This window comes from Streptomyces sp. ST2-7A, assembly GCF_021390475.1.
GTDB lineage: Bacteria > Actinomycetota > Actinomycetes > Streptomycetales > Streptomycetaceae > Streptomyces.
In genome coordinates this window covers 1-13847 of sequence record NZ_JAJUWS010000025.1, presented here as the reverse complement: position 1 = coordinate 13847, position 13847 = coordinate 1, and the positions used below count along the sequence as shown (strand labels likewise).

The following is a 13847-nucleotide window of genomic DNA, read 5'->3' as shown; positions in this document are numbered from 1 at the left end:
CGCGCCACGGCCCTCCCGGCACCCCTCGGCGCCGGTGTCGTGGCGAGGGCCGGCCGGGTGCCGGTGCCGCCGTGGCCCCGGGCATGGGCATGGGCATGGGCATGGACGTGATCCCGAACGGCGGGGTGACGGCCTCCGATCGATGTTCCCGGGCCCGGGGGAACCGGGCGGGTTTTCCCTTTTCGTCACCTTCAAATCCGTCGTGCCGCCGGCCTGCCGGCGGGTCCGGGTGCCACCCTTCACGGTATGAGGTTCCCCTTCGCACACCACCGGCGCCGGCCCCGGATGCCCGTGCCCCCGACCGGCGCGGAACGCGATTACGACGCCGACGGGGTCACGGAGTTGCTCGCCGAGTGCCCCCTGCTGCGGGAACGGGCCGCCGATCAGGGAGTCGTACTCTCGGGGGACCCCGAATCCCTTGCCCTGCTGGACCAGTTGCCGCCCCTGTGGCGCGAGGACCCCGAGGAGTTGCCGGCCCTGGCCACGGACGCCGGGCTGTACCTGGGCACGGTGATCGTCCGCTCCCTGGCCGGCGCCCGCTGGGTCCCCGGCGAGGACGGCCGCCCCGAGGTGGCCCTGGCCTCGGGGCGTCGGCTCGATGTGGGGACCCGGGGCCGGGAGTGGGCGGAGAACGGCGTGCCCGAGCTGTCCCGGCTGTACGCCGAGGCGGCCGAGGGCTGAGCGCGGGCGGCTCCCGCCCTTTCCCCCGCCGTCCCCGGGCCACCCCGACCCGGGAGCGCGCCCGACCCGGTCGGGGCCCCGGGCCGGGGTGGCCCGGTCCCGCCGGTCCCGGCCGGGTCAGCGCGGTACGGAGCCGGCCGGTTCGTCCCCGCCCGCCGGGGCACGGCGTCGCGTCGGACGGGGCACCCCCGCGCGGTGTTCCCCGGGACGCGGGGCCCCGGCGACGACTCCCGCGCCCGGCGGGGGCGGCGGGGCCGGTTCCGGGGCCAGCGGGATCTCGTACTCCAGTCGCCACCGGTCCCCGCGCACCACCGAGTCCGAGGTCTCCACCGGCCGACCGTCGGCCGCGTAGTGGGTGCGTTCCACGGCCGTGAGGCACTGGCCCGGCGCACAGCCCAGCGCCTCGGCCTCCGGGCTGGTGGCCGGACGGGAGGCGACCACCTCGCGGGCGCGTACGACCCGGATGCCGATGGCGGCGAACCGTCCGCGCACGCCCCGGCGGGCGTAGGGGCCGCGCTCGGGCCAGCAGATGTCGGTCTCCCCGGTGAGGGCCAACGGCTCCCAACTGGTCGCCAGTTGCAGCGGAAGGCGGTCCGCGAGGTACTCGTAGCGGGTGCACATGACCCGCTCGCCGGTGCCGATGCCCAACCTCTCGGCGATGACCGGCGGCGCGACCGTCGCGGTGGAGGTGGCCTCCCAGACCAGGTGCGGCGCCCGCTCGGCGGGACTCTCCGCCCTCGGCGCGGGGAGGAGCCCGAAGCCCTCCGCGAACCCGCCCCCGACGAACCCGTCCCTCCCGGCGACCGGCGCCGATGGGGGCACGGCCGGGAACGGCCCGGGGCGCGCGCCGACCGCGCCCGGGGGCGGCAGCGCCCCCGCCCGTGCCACGACCCGGGGGCCGCCGCGGAGTTCGGCGGCGAGAGGGGAATCGATCGCGACCGATCCCCTCACCAGGGAGCCGATCGGCTTGCGATCGCCGACGAAGACCCCCCGTCCGAACTGACCGACCGCGTAGCCGGCGGCCTTGAGCACCCGTACCGCCCGATCCACCGTCTGATCGCTGGCGCCGTAGACCCGCTTGAGTTCCGACCGGGAGGGGATGCGTGCCCCCACCGGCAGAACCCCTTCGTCGATCTGGCGCCGCAGATCGTCCGCGATGCGCTGGTAGACCGGCCGCGTGTCACCCATCTGATCCCCTCTCACACCACCAGGGTTTCGACCGCGACCAGGCTACGTCACTCGGCGTCAGTCCTCCTTACTCGTGGTGAGCTTCGGGCGGGGGCTCAGGGCCGTGGAGGTGACGTCGGAGACGAGTTCCACCACGTCGGGGCCGTACGCCTGGGAGTTGACGACCTTGAGCAGCAGCACGAAATTCCCGGAGCCGCCGTGCTTCCGGGCCAGCCGCAGGTGGTGGCGGGCCAGGTAGCGGGCGGCGGCCTGATGGGTGATGGAGCGTTGGCCGCAGATCAGGAAGACCGGCCGTCCCTCCTGGCCGCCGGTGAGTCGGGCCAGCAGGACGTGCTCGACCGAGCCGTTCTCCAGGCGGTACCGCTCGGTGCCGATGAGGAAGGCACCCCGGTCCGGACCCGGTTCGGTGTCGGTGTTGGCGGCGATGCCGGGCAGCAGGCTGTGCAGGTGGGCGGCGGAGCGCCGGTTGCCCATCGGACCACCCAGACAGAACTCGGTGCGCTCGCCGAAACCGCGCTGGGCGGTCTCCCCGGATATCACCCGTGCGTGGGACCGGCAGTTCTTGATCAGCGCGGCCAGTTCGAGGAGGGCGAAGACGTCGTTGCGCGCCACGGCTCCATCCGCGCCGGCCTCCCGACTGACCACCAGCAGGCACTCGGAGTTGTCCGGAAGTCCGAAGAACCGCTGCTTGCGCCTCAGGTCGCGCTCGTACAGCCAGCCGCGGAGGAACCAGCCCAGGACGGCGGCGACCGCCGCCGCGACGACGATGGCGAGGAGCAGGTTGCGCGCGTCTTCGTTCATGGCCGGGACCCTACCGGCGGCTCGCGCCGGTGTTCGACCCCCGGGCGGGAACCGCGACCCGCCCGGGACCCGTCCGCGACATCCCGGCCCCGTCGGCGCCGGCGGGCCCCTCCCGACCATCGGCACGGCACGGTCGCCGGGGCGGAGCCGAACGGGCCCCGGGTGGAGGCGTCACCCGGATGCCTGTTTCGTCCCTCCTTTCACCCGCCGGGAGGGTTTGGGATCGCCGGCGTCGGTCACCCGCACAGAAGGAGGCCACAGCCGGTCGGCCGTCGGGGGGAGCCGGAGCGGCGCGACGGAACCGGCGGAACGAGACGGAGGACGAGGACGATGACGCCAGGAGCGGAACGCCGCGGCGCGGGGGACCCCCGCCGGGACCCGCGTTCGCCGGACCCGGACCCGGACCGCACGCCCGGCATGGAGCCGGGCGGCTCGGTGCTGCCCGGTGACACCCCGCCCGCCGAGGGGAGCATGAGCGAGACGGGTCCGCAGGAGACCCACAACCCCACCAAGGGGTGGGCGGTCGCCCCCCTGGCCCTGGTCATCGTGGTGACCGTGCTCATCGCCGCCTTCTTCTTCGCTTACGCGATTTCCCTGCTCTGAGCGGGTATCCCCGCCGACGGCCCGGCGGGGAGAAGCCGGCCCGCGGCGGGGGATTCCTGTTTCCCGGGTGAAAGCCGGGGTAGGCGGCGAAGTGAGCCACCGACACCCCCTTCGGAATGGATGTCGGGGCGGCCCGGCATTCCGCCGGCCACAATCGAAGAAAGACGATCGCGTTCGCAACGCGAATGTCCGGAGGAACCATGTTCGGCATCGCCGGCACCGCCTCCCGGAAACCATTTCGCCGCTTTTCGCCCGAATGTCCGCGGAGACACGGAACGAAAGAGGAACGGTCCGGAGGCGGATGGGGAATCCGAACGGATCGCGGCGATCGGGGATGCCCCGATCACCGTTCCGATCACCGCAGTCACCGAGATCACCCGATCAAGGAGTAGCGCTCGTGTCCCACATCGAGGAATCCATCGAGGTCGCCGTGCCGGTGACCACCGCCTACAACCAGTGGACGCAGTTCGAGGAATTCCCCGAGTTCATGAGCGGGGTGGAGCGGGTGGACCAGCTCTCGGACAGTCGGACGCACTGGGTGACCAACATCGCCGGCACCCGGCGGGAGTTCGACGCCGACATCACCCAGCAGGTTCCCGACGAGCGGGTCGCCTGGGCCAGCCGCAACGGCCCCAAGCAGGCCGGTGTGGTGACGTTCCACCGCCTGAACGAGTCCCGCACGAAGATCATGCTCCAGATGGAGTACGCCCCGGAGAACTTCACCGAGGCCATCGGCGACAAGATGGGCATCGTGCGCCGCAAGGCCAAGCAGGACCTGGACAACTTCAAGGAGTTCATCGAGTCCCGCGGTACCGAGACCGGTACCTGGCGCGGCAAGATCTGAGCGCCGACGCGGCGGGTTGGCCCCGCCGACCCGCCAACGTCGGGAGGTCCCCGTCGACCGTGGTCGACGGGGACCTCCCGACGTGCGCGCCCGCGTGCTCCACGGCCGTTCCGGCCCGGTGTTCACCCCGGCTGGGGGGACGGTCTCCCGTCGGGGACCGGTTCGACCGGTTCGACCAGGTCGGCCAGGAGCGCGGGGAGCGCCCGGCCGATCGGCTCCCGGATGACCTCCTCGGCCAGGGCGTCGTACGGCGTCGGCTCGGCGTTGACGATGACCAGTCGCGCCCCGGCCTCCACCGCGATCCGGGCCAACGAGGCGGCGGGGTGGACCCGCAGGCTGGTGCCCACCGCGACGAACACCTCGCTCGCCCGGGCGACGGCCACCGCCCGCTCCAGTACCTCCCGGTCCAGTGCCTGACCGAACATCACGGTGGCCGATTTCAGGATCCCCGAACAGAGGACGCAGGGCGGGTCCTCCTCCCCGGCCTCCACCCGGGCCAGTGCCTCGGACATCGGACCGCGCCCGCCGCAGTCCACGCACTCGAACAACCGGGTGGTTCCGTGCAGTTCCAGGACCTTGCGGTCGGACAGCCCGGCGGCCTGGTGCAGACCGTCCACGTTCTGGGTGATCACCCGCACCGGCGCGCCGGTGCGCTCGAGCTCGGCGACGGCCCGGTGGGCGACGTTGGGACGGGCGTGCCGGGCCGGCCCGGTGAGACGGATCCGCCAGGCGCGGCGGCGGATCTCCGGGTCGTTCACGTAGTGGTGGTAGGTGACCAGCTTCGCCGCCTCCGGGTCCCGCCGCCACACACCGTTGGGTCCCCGGTAGTCCGGGATGCCGGAGTCGGTGGAGATGCCGGCACCGCTGAGCAGTGCCACCGGGGGCCGGGAGGGGGCCGTCGCGGGTCGGCGGGAATCGTCCGGGGCGCTTCCGGACCGGGGGGCCGTCTCGTCGCCGCTCATATGAAAAGCGTACGCTCCCGGGCATGTTCACCACGCGGCCCACGCTCCAGGGCACCCTCGGCATGGTCTCCAGCACGCATTGGCTCGCCTCGCAGTCGGCGATGGCGATCCTGGAGGAGGGAGGGAACGCCTTCGACGCGGCCGTGGCCGCCGGCTTCACCCTCCACGTGGTCGAACCCCATCTCAACGGCCCCGCCGGTGACGCGCCGATCATCATCGCCCCCACCGGCGGACCGGTGCGGGTCCTGTGCGGACAGGGACCGGCGCCCATGGGCGCCACCATCGATCACTTCACCGGCCTGGGCCTGGACCTGGTCCCCGGCACCGGGCCCCTGGCCGCCGTCGTCCCCGGCGCCTTCGACGCCTGGATGACCCTGCTGCGCGACCACGGCACCCGCTCCCTGCGCCGGGTGCTGGAGGCCGCCATCGGCTACGCCGAACACGGCCACCCGGTCGTGGAACAGGTCTGCCGGACCGTGGAGGGCGTGCGGGACCTCCTGGAGTCCGAGTGGACCTCCTCCGCCGAGGTGTACCTGCCCGGTGGGCACCCGCCCGCCCCCGGCGGCCTGCTGCGCAACCCCGACCTCGCCGCCACCTGGCGACGCCTGCTGACCGAGGCCGAGGCCGCCTCCCCCCACCGCGAGGGACAGATCGACGCCGCCCGCCGCGTCTGGCGCGAGGGCTTCATCGGCGACGCCCTCGTGGCGCACGCCGCGCGCCCCGCCATGGACTCCTCCGGCCGCCGACACGCCTCCCCCCTCACCGGCGACGACCTGACCGGCTGGACCGCCTCCTACGAGGAACCCTCCCGCTACGACCACGGCGACTGGACCGTCTGCAAGCCCGGTCCCTGGAGCCAGGGTCCCGTCCTGCTCCAGCAGCTCGCGCTGCTCGGCGACGCCCCGGCCGACCTGCTCGCCGAGGCGGGCGGCGGTCGCGCAGGCGGCACCCGCGGCCTGGCCCCCGAGGAGACGGCCGCCTACCCCGAGTACCTGCACCTGCTGCTGGAGGCCGGCAAGTTGGCGATGGCCGATCGCGAGGCCTGGTACGGCGACGCCGGCGAAACCCCGGTGCCGCTGGACGACCTGTTGTCGCCGGAGTACAACACCACCCGCCGCGCCCTGATCGGCCCGCACGCCTCCGCCGAGCTGCGCCCCGGCTCCCCCGGCGGTCGGCCGCCGCGCCTGGCCCGGGCCGCGAGCGACCCGAACTCCTTCGCCCCCGCCTTCGATCCGCTCGGCGTCGCGGCGGCCGGCTCCGGCGAGCCCACCGTGGGCCGGAACGGGGAGACCCGCGGCGACACCTGTCACGTGGACGTGGTGGACCGCTGGGGCAACCTGGTCAGCGCCACCCCCAGTGGCGGCTGGCTGCAGTCGAGCCCGGTCGTCCCCGGCCTGGGCTTCCCCCTGGGCACCCGGCTGCAGATGACCTGGCTGGAGCCGGGCCTGCCCTCCTCACTGACCCCCGGCAGGCGCCCGCGCACCACCCTCTCCCCCTCCCTGGCGCTGTGCGGCGGGGAACCGGTCATGGCCTTCGGAACCCCCGGCGGCGACCAGCAGGACCAGTGGCAGGCGCACTTCTTCCTGGGGCTGTTGCTGCGGCCGGGCGTGCGCGGCGGCCCGGACCTGCAGGGCGCGATCGACGCCCCCAACTGGCACCAGGACTCCTTCCCCTCTTCCTTCCACCCGCGCGGTTCGCGCCCCGGCGAGGTGACGGTGGAATCCCGGGTCGGCGAGCGCGCGGTGGAGGAGCTGCGGCGACGCGGCCACCGGGTGCACGTCGGCGGCGCGTGGACGGAGGGCAGGCTGTGCGCGGTGGCCCGCAACCCGGAGACGGGAGTGCTCTCGGCCGCCGCGAACGCCCGGGGGATGCAGGGGTACGCGGTCGGCCGTTGAGGTCCGGCACCTCCCGCGCACGGGCCCGGCCGGTGGTCCCGGGCGTCCCCGGGCCGGACCGGAGGTGAACGCCGGGGGTCGGCACCCCCGGCGCACCACCGCTTCCGCCCCGGCGTCCCCTCCCCCGCTTCCGCCCCACCCCCGGCTCCCCGGCCGGTCAAGGGGGTGGCGCACAACCGGCGCGGAACGGCGTCACCCGCCGGGCACGACCGCCGGCAGCGCTCCGTGATCGCTTCACCGCTCCTCACCGTTTCGGTAAACGCCTCGTAGCGCACCGGAAACACTGGGCGTAACACGGTTGCGCTTCAGTAGCCGCATGGAGATGTCCGTGATGGGGCGGGAGTCGGCGGCCTTCACGGCCGAGTTCCGTTCGCTTGTCGAGGCCCTGGACCCGGCCGCGGGCTGGTTCGCCGCCTTCGGACGTCGCGTGCCCGGGGACATGGACCTCTGGTCCGCGGGGCGGGAGTTGCCCCCCTGGGACGTGGTCGCCGACCTGCTCCAGGATCTGGCGGCCCGTTACGGCGCGGCCGAGGCCGAGCGTCGCGGGAGACGGATCCGCTCCCGTTACGAGCTCGCCCGGCGCGCCCGGGACTCCCGGCCCGACGCCCGCGAGGACCTGACCCGCCGCCTGGGCCGCGAGGACCAGGCCGAGATCGACGCCCACCGGCACGGCCGGGAGTTGGCCGCCGCCGAACGCGCCGCCCGTCTGGCCGGGCGCCCCGAGGAGGCCGAGCGGCTGACGGCGCTGCGGATGTGGGCGGCGGACGACGAGGAGCGTGCCCGCGGTCGCCGCGCCGAACTGCGACGACGGCTCAACGCCCTGCCCGCCCCCACCGAACCGGCCGTTCCCCCGCAGCCCGGCCCGCCGCCCGCCGAGGGGACCGGCCCGGCCGATGTCTCCCCCGCGACGATCGTGCCGACCGGCAAACCGGCCCGTCGCCCCCGCGGCGCACGGTTCGCCGGCATCGAGGAGGACCCCGCCCCGACCGCTCCGGCCACCGCGCCCGCCGCTTCACGGGACGCGACGGAGAGCCGACGCCCCGCCGGTTCCCGCTTCGCCGGGGCGGAGGGGGGCGCCGCATCCCCCACCACACCGACCCGCCGTGTCGTGTTCACCGAGGAGGACCGGCGGATCGCCGGGGAGATCGCGGGCCGGCTGGCCCGACTCCGTGCCCGGGGGTTGAGCGCGGACCTCTACATGACCCTGTGCGGCGCGGTGGCCGGCCCCCCGCAACACCTTCCGCTCCTGGTGGAGAGCATGGAGCGGGAGGGCCTGGGGCCCGAGATCGCGACCCTGCTGTGGGAGGCTGCCACCCTCCCGCCCGGACCCGTGGTCGCGATCGCCGAGGCGCTCGCCGACCGGGGCCGGGAGAGCGAGTGCAGACAGTTGCTGCGCCAGGCGGCCGCCCGCCCGGTCGCCGACACCGGCGCCATCGCCGGCGCCCTGCTCGCCGCGGGCCGGAGCGAGGAGGCCGTCACCCTCCTCGCCTCCCTGGTCCGGGCCCGACGCGCCGAGGAGGCCGTCGGCGCGGCCCTGGACAACCCCGACCTTCTGGCGCCGGTGCTGCTGGACGCCGCCCTCAGCGTCTCCCCCCGCCACCACAACGCCGTGGCGGGCGAACTGCGCCGTGCCGGCGCGGCCTGAAAGCACGGCCTGAAAGCACGGCCCCCGCCCCGGTCCCGTGCCGGGACACGTCCCGGCACGGGACCGCCGAACGGACGAGTACGACGGGGCGAAGGGGGAACACGCGCACCACGGGAGGGGCCGACCCACCCGGCCCGGGGCGTACCGATGCCCCGGGGCGTGTTTCGATGGAGGGATGATCGACGTACAGGTGGGAGCCGCCGTCCCGGAGGTGATCCGGCGGATCGTGGCCGAGGAGGTCGTGCCGCGCCGGCGCCGCCTGGCCGAGCACGAGGTTCTGCGCAAGACGGGACCGGACGATCTGGTCACCATCGCCGACCGGGAGGTCGAGCGCCGGCTGACCGAGGAGCTGACCGCCCTGCTGCCCGGCTCGAAGGTCGTCGGTGAGGAGGGTGTCCACGAGGACCCCGGCCGGTACGCCGCCCTGGAGGGCGAGGACCCGGTGTGGATCGTGGACCCCGTCGACGGCACCCGCCAGTTCGTACGGGGCGAACCCGGCTTCTGCACCCTGGTCGCCCTGGCCAGGGCCGGACGGGTACTCGGAGCCTGGCTGTACGCCCCCGTCCCCGACCTGTTCGCCGAGGCCTGGCGCGGTGCGGGCGTCCGTCTGAACGGCGCTCCGCTGCCCGCCCCCACCCCGCGCCCGTGGAACGAGCCGCTGCGGGTGGCCTGCTCCGACCCCGACCACGTCGCCCCCGACCAGCGCCGGGCGCTGCTGGGGTTGTGGACCGAGGGCGTGGCCCCGCGGCCGGGCGGTGCCGCCGGATTGGAGTACCTGCGGGTGGCGCGCGGTGAGCTGGACGCCCTCGCCTTCAGCTGGGAGTTCCCCTGGGACCACGCGGCCGGCCTGTTGCTGGTCACCGAGGCGGGCGGGGTGCAACGCACCGTCGCCGGGGAGCCGTTCCGGCTCGCGGGTGGCAACGCGCTGCCGTTCACCGCGGCCCGCGACGAGGCGACCGCGCGACGTATTCTCGACCTGCTGGCGGCGGGACGAACCGACGCCGTCTGAACCCCAACCGCGAGGGGAGAGCCGACACCGTGGCCTCATTGCGTGACGTTGTGGTGGTGGGATCGGGCCCGAACGGCCTGACCGCCGCCATCGAGCTGGCCCGCCGGGGGTACTCCGCCGAGGTGTTCGAGGCCGGGGACGGCATCGGGGGTGGGGCGCGCACCGAGGAGCTGACGCTGCCCGGCTTCCGACACGACCCCTGCTCGGCGGTTCACCCGATCGGGGTCGGCTCCCCGGCCTTTAACGCCATGCCGCTGGCCCGGCACGGGCTGGAGTGGCTGGAGGCCGAGCACGCCCTCGCGCACCCCTTCCCGGACGGCACGGCGGCTCTGCTGACCCGTTCGGTGGACGAGACCGCCGCCTCCCTGGAGGGTCGCGACGGCGACACCTACCGGCGACTGCTCGCCCCGTACCTGGGCCGCTGGGACAACCTGGCGCACGACTTCCTCACCGTGCCCTGGGAACTGCCCCGGCGCGGGCCGATCACCCTGGCCCGGTTCGGCCTCACCGGCCTGCCACCGGTCTCCTGGCTGCTGCGCCGCTTCCGGGGCGAGCGGGCCAAGGGACTGTTCGCAGGACTGGCCGGCCACGTGATCTCCCCGTTGAACACCCCGGCCACCTCGGCGATCGCCATGGTCTTCGCACTGGGCGCGCACGAGGGCGGCTGGCCGATCGCGCGCGGCGGCTCGCAGGCCGTCTCCGACGCCCTCGCCGGCTACCTGCGGGAGCTGGGCGGCACCATCCACACCGGGGTGGAGGTCAAGCGCCTGGACGAACTGCCGCCGGCCCGCGCCTACATCTTCGACACCTCCCCCACCGCCGCCGCCCGCATCGCCGGTCTGGGCGACGCCTTCCGGTCCTTCCGGTACGGGGCGGCGGCCTTCAAGCTGGACTACGCGCTCTCCGGTCCGGTCCCGTGGACCTCGCCGGACGCCCACCGGGCCGGGACCGTCCACCTGGGGCCGACGGCCGGGGAGGTGGACACCGCGCTGCGGGCCGCCGTGGCCGGGCGCGCGCCCGAGGTGCCGTTCCTCATCACCTCCCAGCCGACCGCCATCGACCCCTCCCGGGCACCGGAGGGCAAGCACGTCTTCTGGGTCTACGGGCACGTCCCGCACAACTGGCGGGGAGACCTGACCGAGGCCGTGGAACGGCAGATCGAACGCTTCGCGCCCGGCTTCCGGGACCTGGTCCTGGGACGGGCGGTCGCCGGACCGCCGCAGTTGCAGGCCCGGAACGCCAACTACGTCGGCGGGGACATCGCCTGCGGCGCCTTCACCGGCCTGCAGACCATGTTCCGGCCCAAGCCGAGCCCGCACCCGTACTCCACCCCGCACCCGGCGGTGTTCCTGTGCTCCTCGGCGACCTGGCCGGGGCCGGGCGTGCACGGCATGTCCGGGCACAACGCCGCCCGCGCCGTATGGCGCCGCCTGCGCACCGCCGACCGGGACTGAGCGCGGGGCGGAGGCGGAGGCGGGGAGCGTGGTGGAACGTCTCCGGGGTCCCATCGCGTGCTTCCACGTCCTTCGCGGGACAAGCCCCGTCGCCTCGAAGTGCCCGCCATGACGCTGCCCGTTGCCGTGGCCGCCGAGTCGGGTCACGGCTCGGATGGCCCGCCCCGGGGAAGGAGGAGTGACGACCCCTCCTCCCCCTCCGCCCCGGGCCCGGGGTTTTGTTCAAGCCGATGGGTTCGCCCCCTTGGGATACGGGGCACCGGATGTCTCGCCGATTGATTTTCCGGGATCCCTTGTGCGGTCTTGTCGTCCGAGTGCAGGTACGCATCGCACGAGATCTCGGGGTCGCGACCCGAGGGTCATTCCTAAGCGACTCGGAGTGGAAGGTGTCGACTCCCGTTCCGTGGCGTTCGCGCCGGCAAGGATGAATACCGGTTACGGGTCGTGTTGTGAAAAGTTGGCCCCACCGGTTCGTCCCGACATCACCTCCCGCAATACCGACCCCCGCAACAGGGGTTCCTGCCGCTCTTCGGAGCGCACCCGGGGGCACTGATAGATGTTCCCGTTCCCGAGACGCAGTCGGTTGGGAAATTATCTCAGAAGTGCGGGACGTTCGATCAGGGTTACCGAAGTGAATCGATTACCATAATCGAATCCATCAATTCTGGACGGGGAGGCGGCGCCTCGCAATCCCCTGAAAGCGTCCAGTATCGAGTTCCTTTCTCCGGAGCGGGACGAACAGGCCAACCGGAACGGTCCGCTTCCGAATCCCACCAGAGCAACTCCCCACCCTCGACAGTGGTCAATACATAATAAACCCCGAAAGCCCAGTACTCCGGCTCCTCGTGGCACATGAGATCCGGGTAAGGATCAATTTTCGAGTCGCAGTAAACCTGGTTCAGGCGAGCCACCGCCTCGGAGTAAGAGATTCCAAATTCATGGCATGCGAATCGAGCCACCTCCCGAAAATACTCCTCCGTCCCGGAGTCGAGCTCGAGAGTAAATTCACTCAAGGAAGCCCATTCATCGAGGAATCATCGGGTTGCATAAACCACTTCAGGAAGCGGCTGAGAGGATGCCTCGCGTGGTGTCGGTTTGATGCGGCATGGTGCAGTGTCCCGGGTGGTGATCTGTCGCAGCGATTGCTTCCCGATGGACAGTGGTCGCCGGTTGCTCCGTTGCTGCCGTCGTTCTCCTCGCATCCGCAGAGTGGGGGGATGGCGCCCGTTGATGAACGGGCCATCTTCGTGGTGATGTGCGTCCTGGCCAGCGGTTGTGCGTGGCGGCATCTCCCGTCGACGTTTGACGTTTCCCCGGCGACGGCACATCGCCGGTTCGTGGTTTGGACCAAGGCCGGGGGCTGTGTTGTCGGCTGCATCGAGCACTCCTGGACGAGTATCGGGGCCCGGGGCGAGGTGGACTGGACCTCGGCGATCGTGGACGCAGCCTCGGTCCGCGCAAAAAGAGGGGATCGCCGGCCGGATGCAGGCCGGTCGATCGGGGCAAGAAGAACTCCAAGCCGCACGTGCTGTCCGACGCGCGGGGTCTGCCCCTGCCCTGCCCTGCCCTGCCCTGCCCTGGGAGTCTCGGGTACGAACGTCCACGACAGCCAGGCAGCGTTGCCGCTGGTCCTCGACATCCCCGCCATCCGCTCCATGCGCGGCCCCCACCGAGGCCACCCGGACAAACTCCGCGCGGGCAAGCACTACCACTCCGCCGAATACCTCGCCCGGCTCCGCGAACGCGGCATCGTCCCGGCGCCTCGCCCACCCCGGGATCGAATCGAGCAAGCGGCTCAGCCGACACCACTGAAAAGCAGAACACTCGATCTACTGACTGTTCGAATACCGCCACCTGACCGTCCGGTACGAACGCAAGGGCTCACACTTCCTCGCGTTCCCAGGACTCATAGCTGCTCGGATCCACTAAAAAGCAGCTCACCACATTAGACCCCCTCTTGTCCGAAGCTCAACTAAATAGTCCGCGCCCCGTCAATTTCGGACGCGGAAAAATTTGCAAAAAGAGCTCCTCCTCCACTTCCCCCGAATCAAACCTCAAAGAGATTTGACTTGTGCCATCAAAACTCACGACGGACATTCTCGTCGCACCCTCCTTGAAGATGTCGACAATTACCTCCCCGCTGAAATTTTTCCAAATGATCGCAATGGATCTGGCGAGCGCGTCATAGGTGAGAACAACTCCTCCCTCCATCACCGAGGAGAAATCCAGCCTCTTTGCTTCGAATTCCGATACAACTTCAGGAATCACACCAAACTCTTCAATGATCTCTTCATCACTTGGAACTACGAATTCTCGATACACGGCCATTCCCTTACTCGACGATTAAAAATTCCGGCAAGGAATTATCGCCCACCTCGCAAAATTGCAGTAGAAAAACGGAGAGTACCGTCCCCCATGACTTGCCATGTGCTCTCAACCCCAACCGCTCCCCAGCGCCCATGGAGAACGGAATCAGAAACACCGAAAGTACCCCATTCATTATTGAAGGTTCGACTGAAACCGCTACGGGCAGCACTGCCTAGATGATCAGCCACAAATTGACGAGAGAGGGGAGTGTCGCCAAATCCTACCCTCCGCAACTGCGCTGCATTCTGCTTGGCTCGTGGCGTATTGTGTGAGTCCGGCTTAATGTTCTTATTGAAAAGATAATCTAGCTTCCGTTCATCGATCTGGACGCATGGGCTGAGGCCGAGTGGGTCCACCCACTGGTGGGGGTTGTGGGGGTAGGTGTGGGGGTTGGGGGC

12 protein-coding genes are annotated in these 13847 nt (G+C 71.7%); 8 read left to right on the top strand and 4 right to left on the bottom strand.

The genetic code is table 11. From position 1 onward, the window contains the following. Positions 1-246 precede the first annotated feature (246 nt). Complete coding sequence (locus LZF96_RS16025; RefSeq protein WP_233872300.1) at positions 247-681, top strand: DUF6278 family protein; 435 nt, start codon at positions 247-249, stop codon at positions 679-681. A gap of 117 nt (positions 682-798) precedes the next feature. On the opposite strand, the gene LZF96_RS16020 is transcribed toward LZF96_RS16025, so the two are convergent. Both LZF96_RS16020 and LZF96_RS16015 read right to left on the bottom strand, forming a co-directional pair. Then, complete coding sequence (locus tag LZF96_RS16020) at positions 799-1869, bottom strand: GntR family transcriptional regulator (RefSeq protein ID WP_233872297.1); 1071 nt, start codon at positions 1867-1869, stop codon at positions 799-801. Between the two features lie 57 nt (positions 1870-1926). Further along, the gene (locus LZF96_RS16015; RefSeq protein ID WP_233872295.1) at positions 1927-2670 is read right to left on the bottom strand and encodes a hypothetical protein; all 744 of its coding nucleotides are present in this window, start codon (positions 2668-2670) and stop codon (positions 1927-1929) included. A 330-nt stretch (positions 2671-3000) separates the two neighbouring features. Between LZF96_RS16015 and LZF96_RS16010 the strand changes: the two genes are divergently transcribed. Further along, the gene (locus tag LZF96_RS16010; RefSeq protein ID WP_233872292.1) at positions 3001-3273 is read left to right on the top strand and encodes a DUF6480 family protein; all 273 of its coding nucleotides are present in this window, start codon (positions 3001-3003) and stop codon (positions 3271-3273) included. A gap of 397 nt (positions 3274-3670) precedes the next feature. Beyond that, positions 3671-4117 carry an SRPBCC family protein gene (locus LZF96_RS16005; RefSeq protein ID WP_233872289.1) on the top strand — a complete coding sequence of 149 codons (447 nt, stop codon included), beginning with the start codon at positions 3671-3673 and terminating at the stop codon, positions 4115-4117. Between the two features lie 122 nt (positions 4118-4239). Here the strand turns inward: LZF96_RS16005 and LZF96_RS16000 are convergent, their stop codons facing one another. Further along, positions 4240-5079, bottom strand: coding sequence for a Sir2 family NAD-dependent protein deacetylase (locus LZF96_RS16000; protein ID WP_233872286.1), 840 nt, complete (start codon positions 5077-5079; stop codon positions 4240-4242). Between the two features lie 23 nt (positions 5080-5102). On the opposite strand from LZF96_RS16000, the gene LZF96_RS15995 reads away from it, so the two are divergent. The 5 genes from LZF96_RS15995 to LZF96_RS27375 all read left to right on the top strand — a co-directional run bounded on the left by LZF96_RS15995 (position 5103) and on the right by LZF96_RS27375 (position 13031). Continuing rightward, positions 5103-6974, top strand: coding sequence for a gamma-glutamyltransferase family protein (locus LZF96_RS15995; protein WP_233872283.1), 1872 nt, complete (start codon positions 5103-5105; stop codon positions 6972-6974). Positions 6975-7290: 316 nt separating this feature from the next. Then, complete coding sequence (locus tag LZF96_RS15990; protein ID WP_233872280.1) at positions 7291-8619, top strand: hypothetical protein; 1329 nt, start codon at positions 7291-7293, stop codon at positions 8617-8619. A 175-nt stretch (positions 8620-8794) separates the two neighbouring features. After that, a complete protein-coding gene (locus tag LZF96_RS15985; RefSeq protein WP_233872277.1) occupies positions 8795-9628 on the top strand; it encodes an inositol monophosphatase family protein in 834 nt (277 codons plus the stop codon). 29 nt (positions 9629-9657) lie between these two features. Further along, positions 9658-11082 carry an NAD(P)/FAD-dependent oxidoreductase gene (locus LZF96_RS15980; RefSeq protein ID WP_233872274.1) on the top strand — a complete coding sequence of 475 codons (1425 nt, stop codon included), beginning with the start codon at positions 9658-9660 and terminating at the stop codon, positions 11080-11082. 938 nt (positions 11083-12020) lie between these two features. Further along, on the top strand, positions 12021-13031 hold the full coding sequence (locus tag LZF96_RS27375) for a transposase (protein WP_374203253.1): 1011 nt from the start codon (positions 12021-12023) through the stop codon (positions 13029-13031). Positions 13032-13050: 19 nt separating this feature from the next. On the opposite strand, the gene LZF96_RS15975 is transcribed toward LZF96_RS27375, so the two are convergent. Then, positions 13051-13410: a hypothetical protein gene (locus LZF96_RS15975; protein WP_233872271.1), complete on the bottom strand. Its 360-nt coding sequence runs from the start codon at positions 13408-13410 to the stop codon at positions 13051-13053. Between the last annotated feature and the right edge of the window lie 437 nt (positions 13411-13847).

Bases quoted from the DNA above. Each gene is read 5' to 3' on its own strand.
- LZF96_RS16025 (WP_233872300.1), top strand. From the start codon at position 247: ATGAGGTTCCCCTTCGCACACCACCGGCGCCGGCCCCGGATGCCCGTG.
- LZF96_RS16020 (WP_233872297.1), bottom strand. From the start codon at position 1,869: ATGGGTGACACGCGGCCGGTCTACCAGCGCATCGCGGACGATCTGCGG.
- LZF96_RS16015 (WP_233872295.1), bottom strand. From the start codon at position 2,670: ATGAACGAAGACGCGCGCAACCTGCTCCTCGCCATCGTCGTCGCGGCG.
- LZF96_RS16010 (WP_233872292.1), top strand. From the start codon at position 3,001: ATGACGCCAGGAGCGGAACGCCGCGGCGCGGGGGACCCCCGCCGGGAC.
- LZF96_RS16000 (WP_233872286.1), bottom strand. From the start codon at position 5,079: ATGAGCGGCGACGAGACGGCCCCCCGGTCCGGAAGCGCCCCGGACGAT.
- LZF96_RS15995 (WP_233872283.1), top strand. From the start codon at position 5,103: ATGTTCACCACGCGGCCCACGCTCCAGGGCACCCTCGGCATGGTCTCC.
- LZF96_RS15990 (WP_233872280.1), top strand. From the start codon at position 7,291: ATGGAGATGTCCGTGATGGGGCGGGAGTCGGCGGCCTTCACGGCCGAG.
- LZF96_RS15985 (WP_233872277.1), top strand. From the start codon at position 8,795: ATGATCGACGTACAGGTGGGAGCCGCCGTCCCGGAGGTGATCCGGCGG.
- LZF96_RS27375 (WP_374203253.1), top strand. From the start codon at position 12,021: ATGGCATGCGAATCGAGCCACCTCCCGAAAATACTCCTCCGTCCCGGA.
- LZF96_RS15975 (WP_233872271.1), bottom strand. From the start codon at position 13,410: ATGGCCGTGTATCGAGAATTCGTAGTTCCAAGTGATGAAGAGATCATT.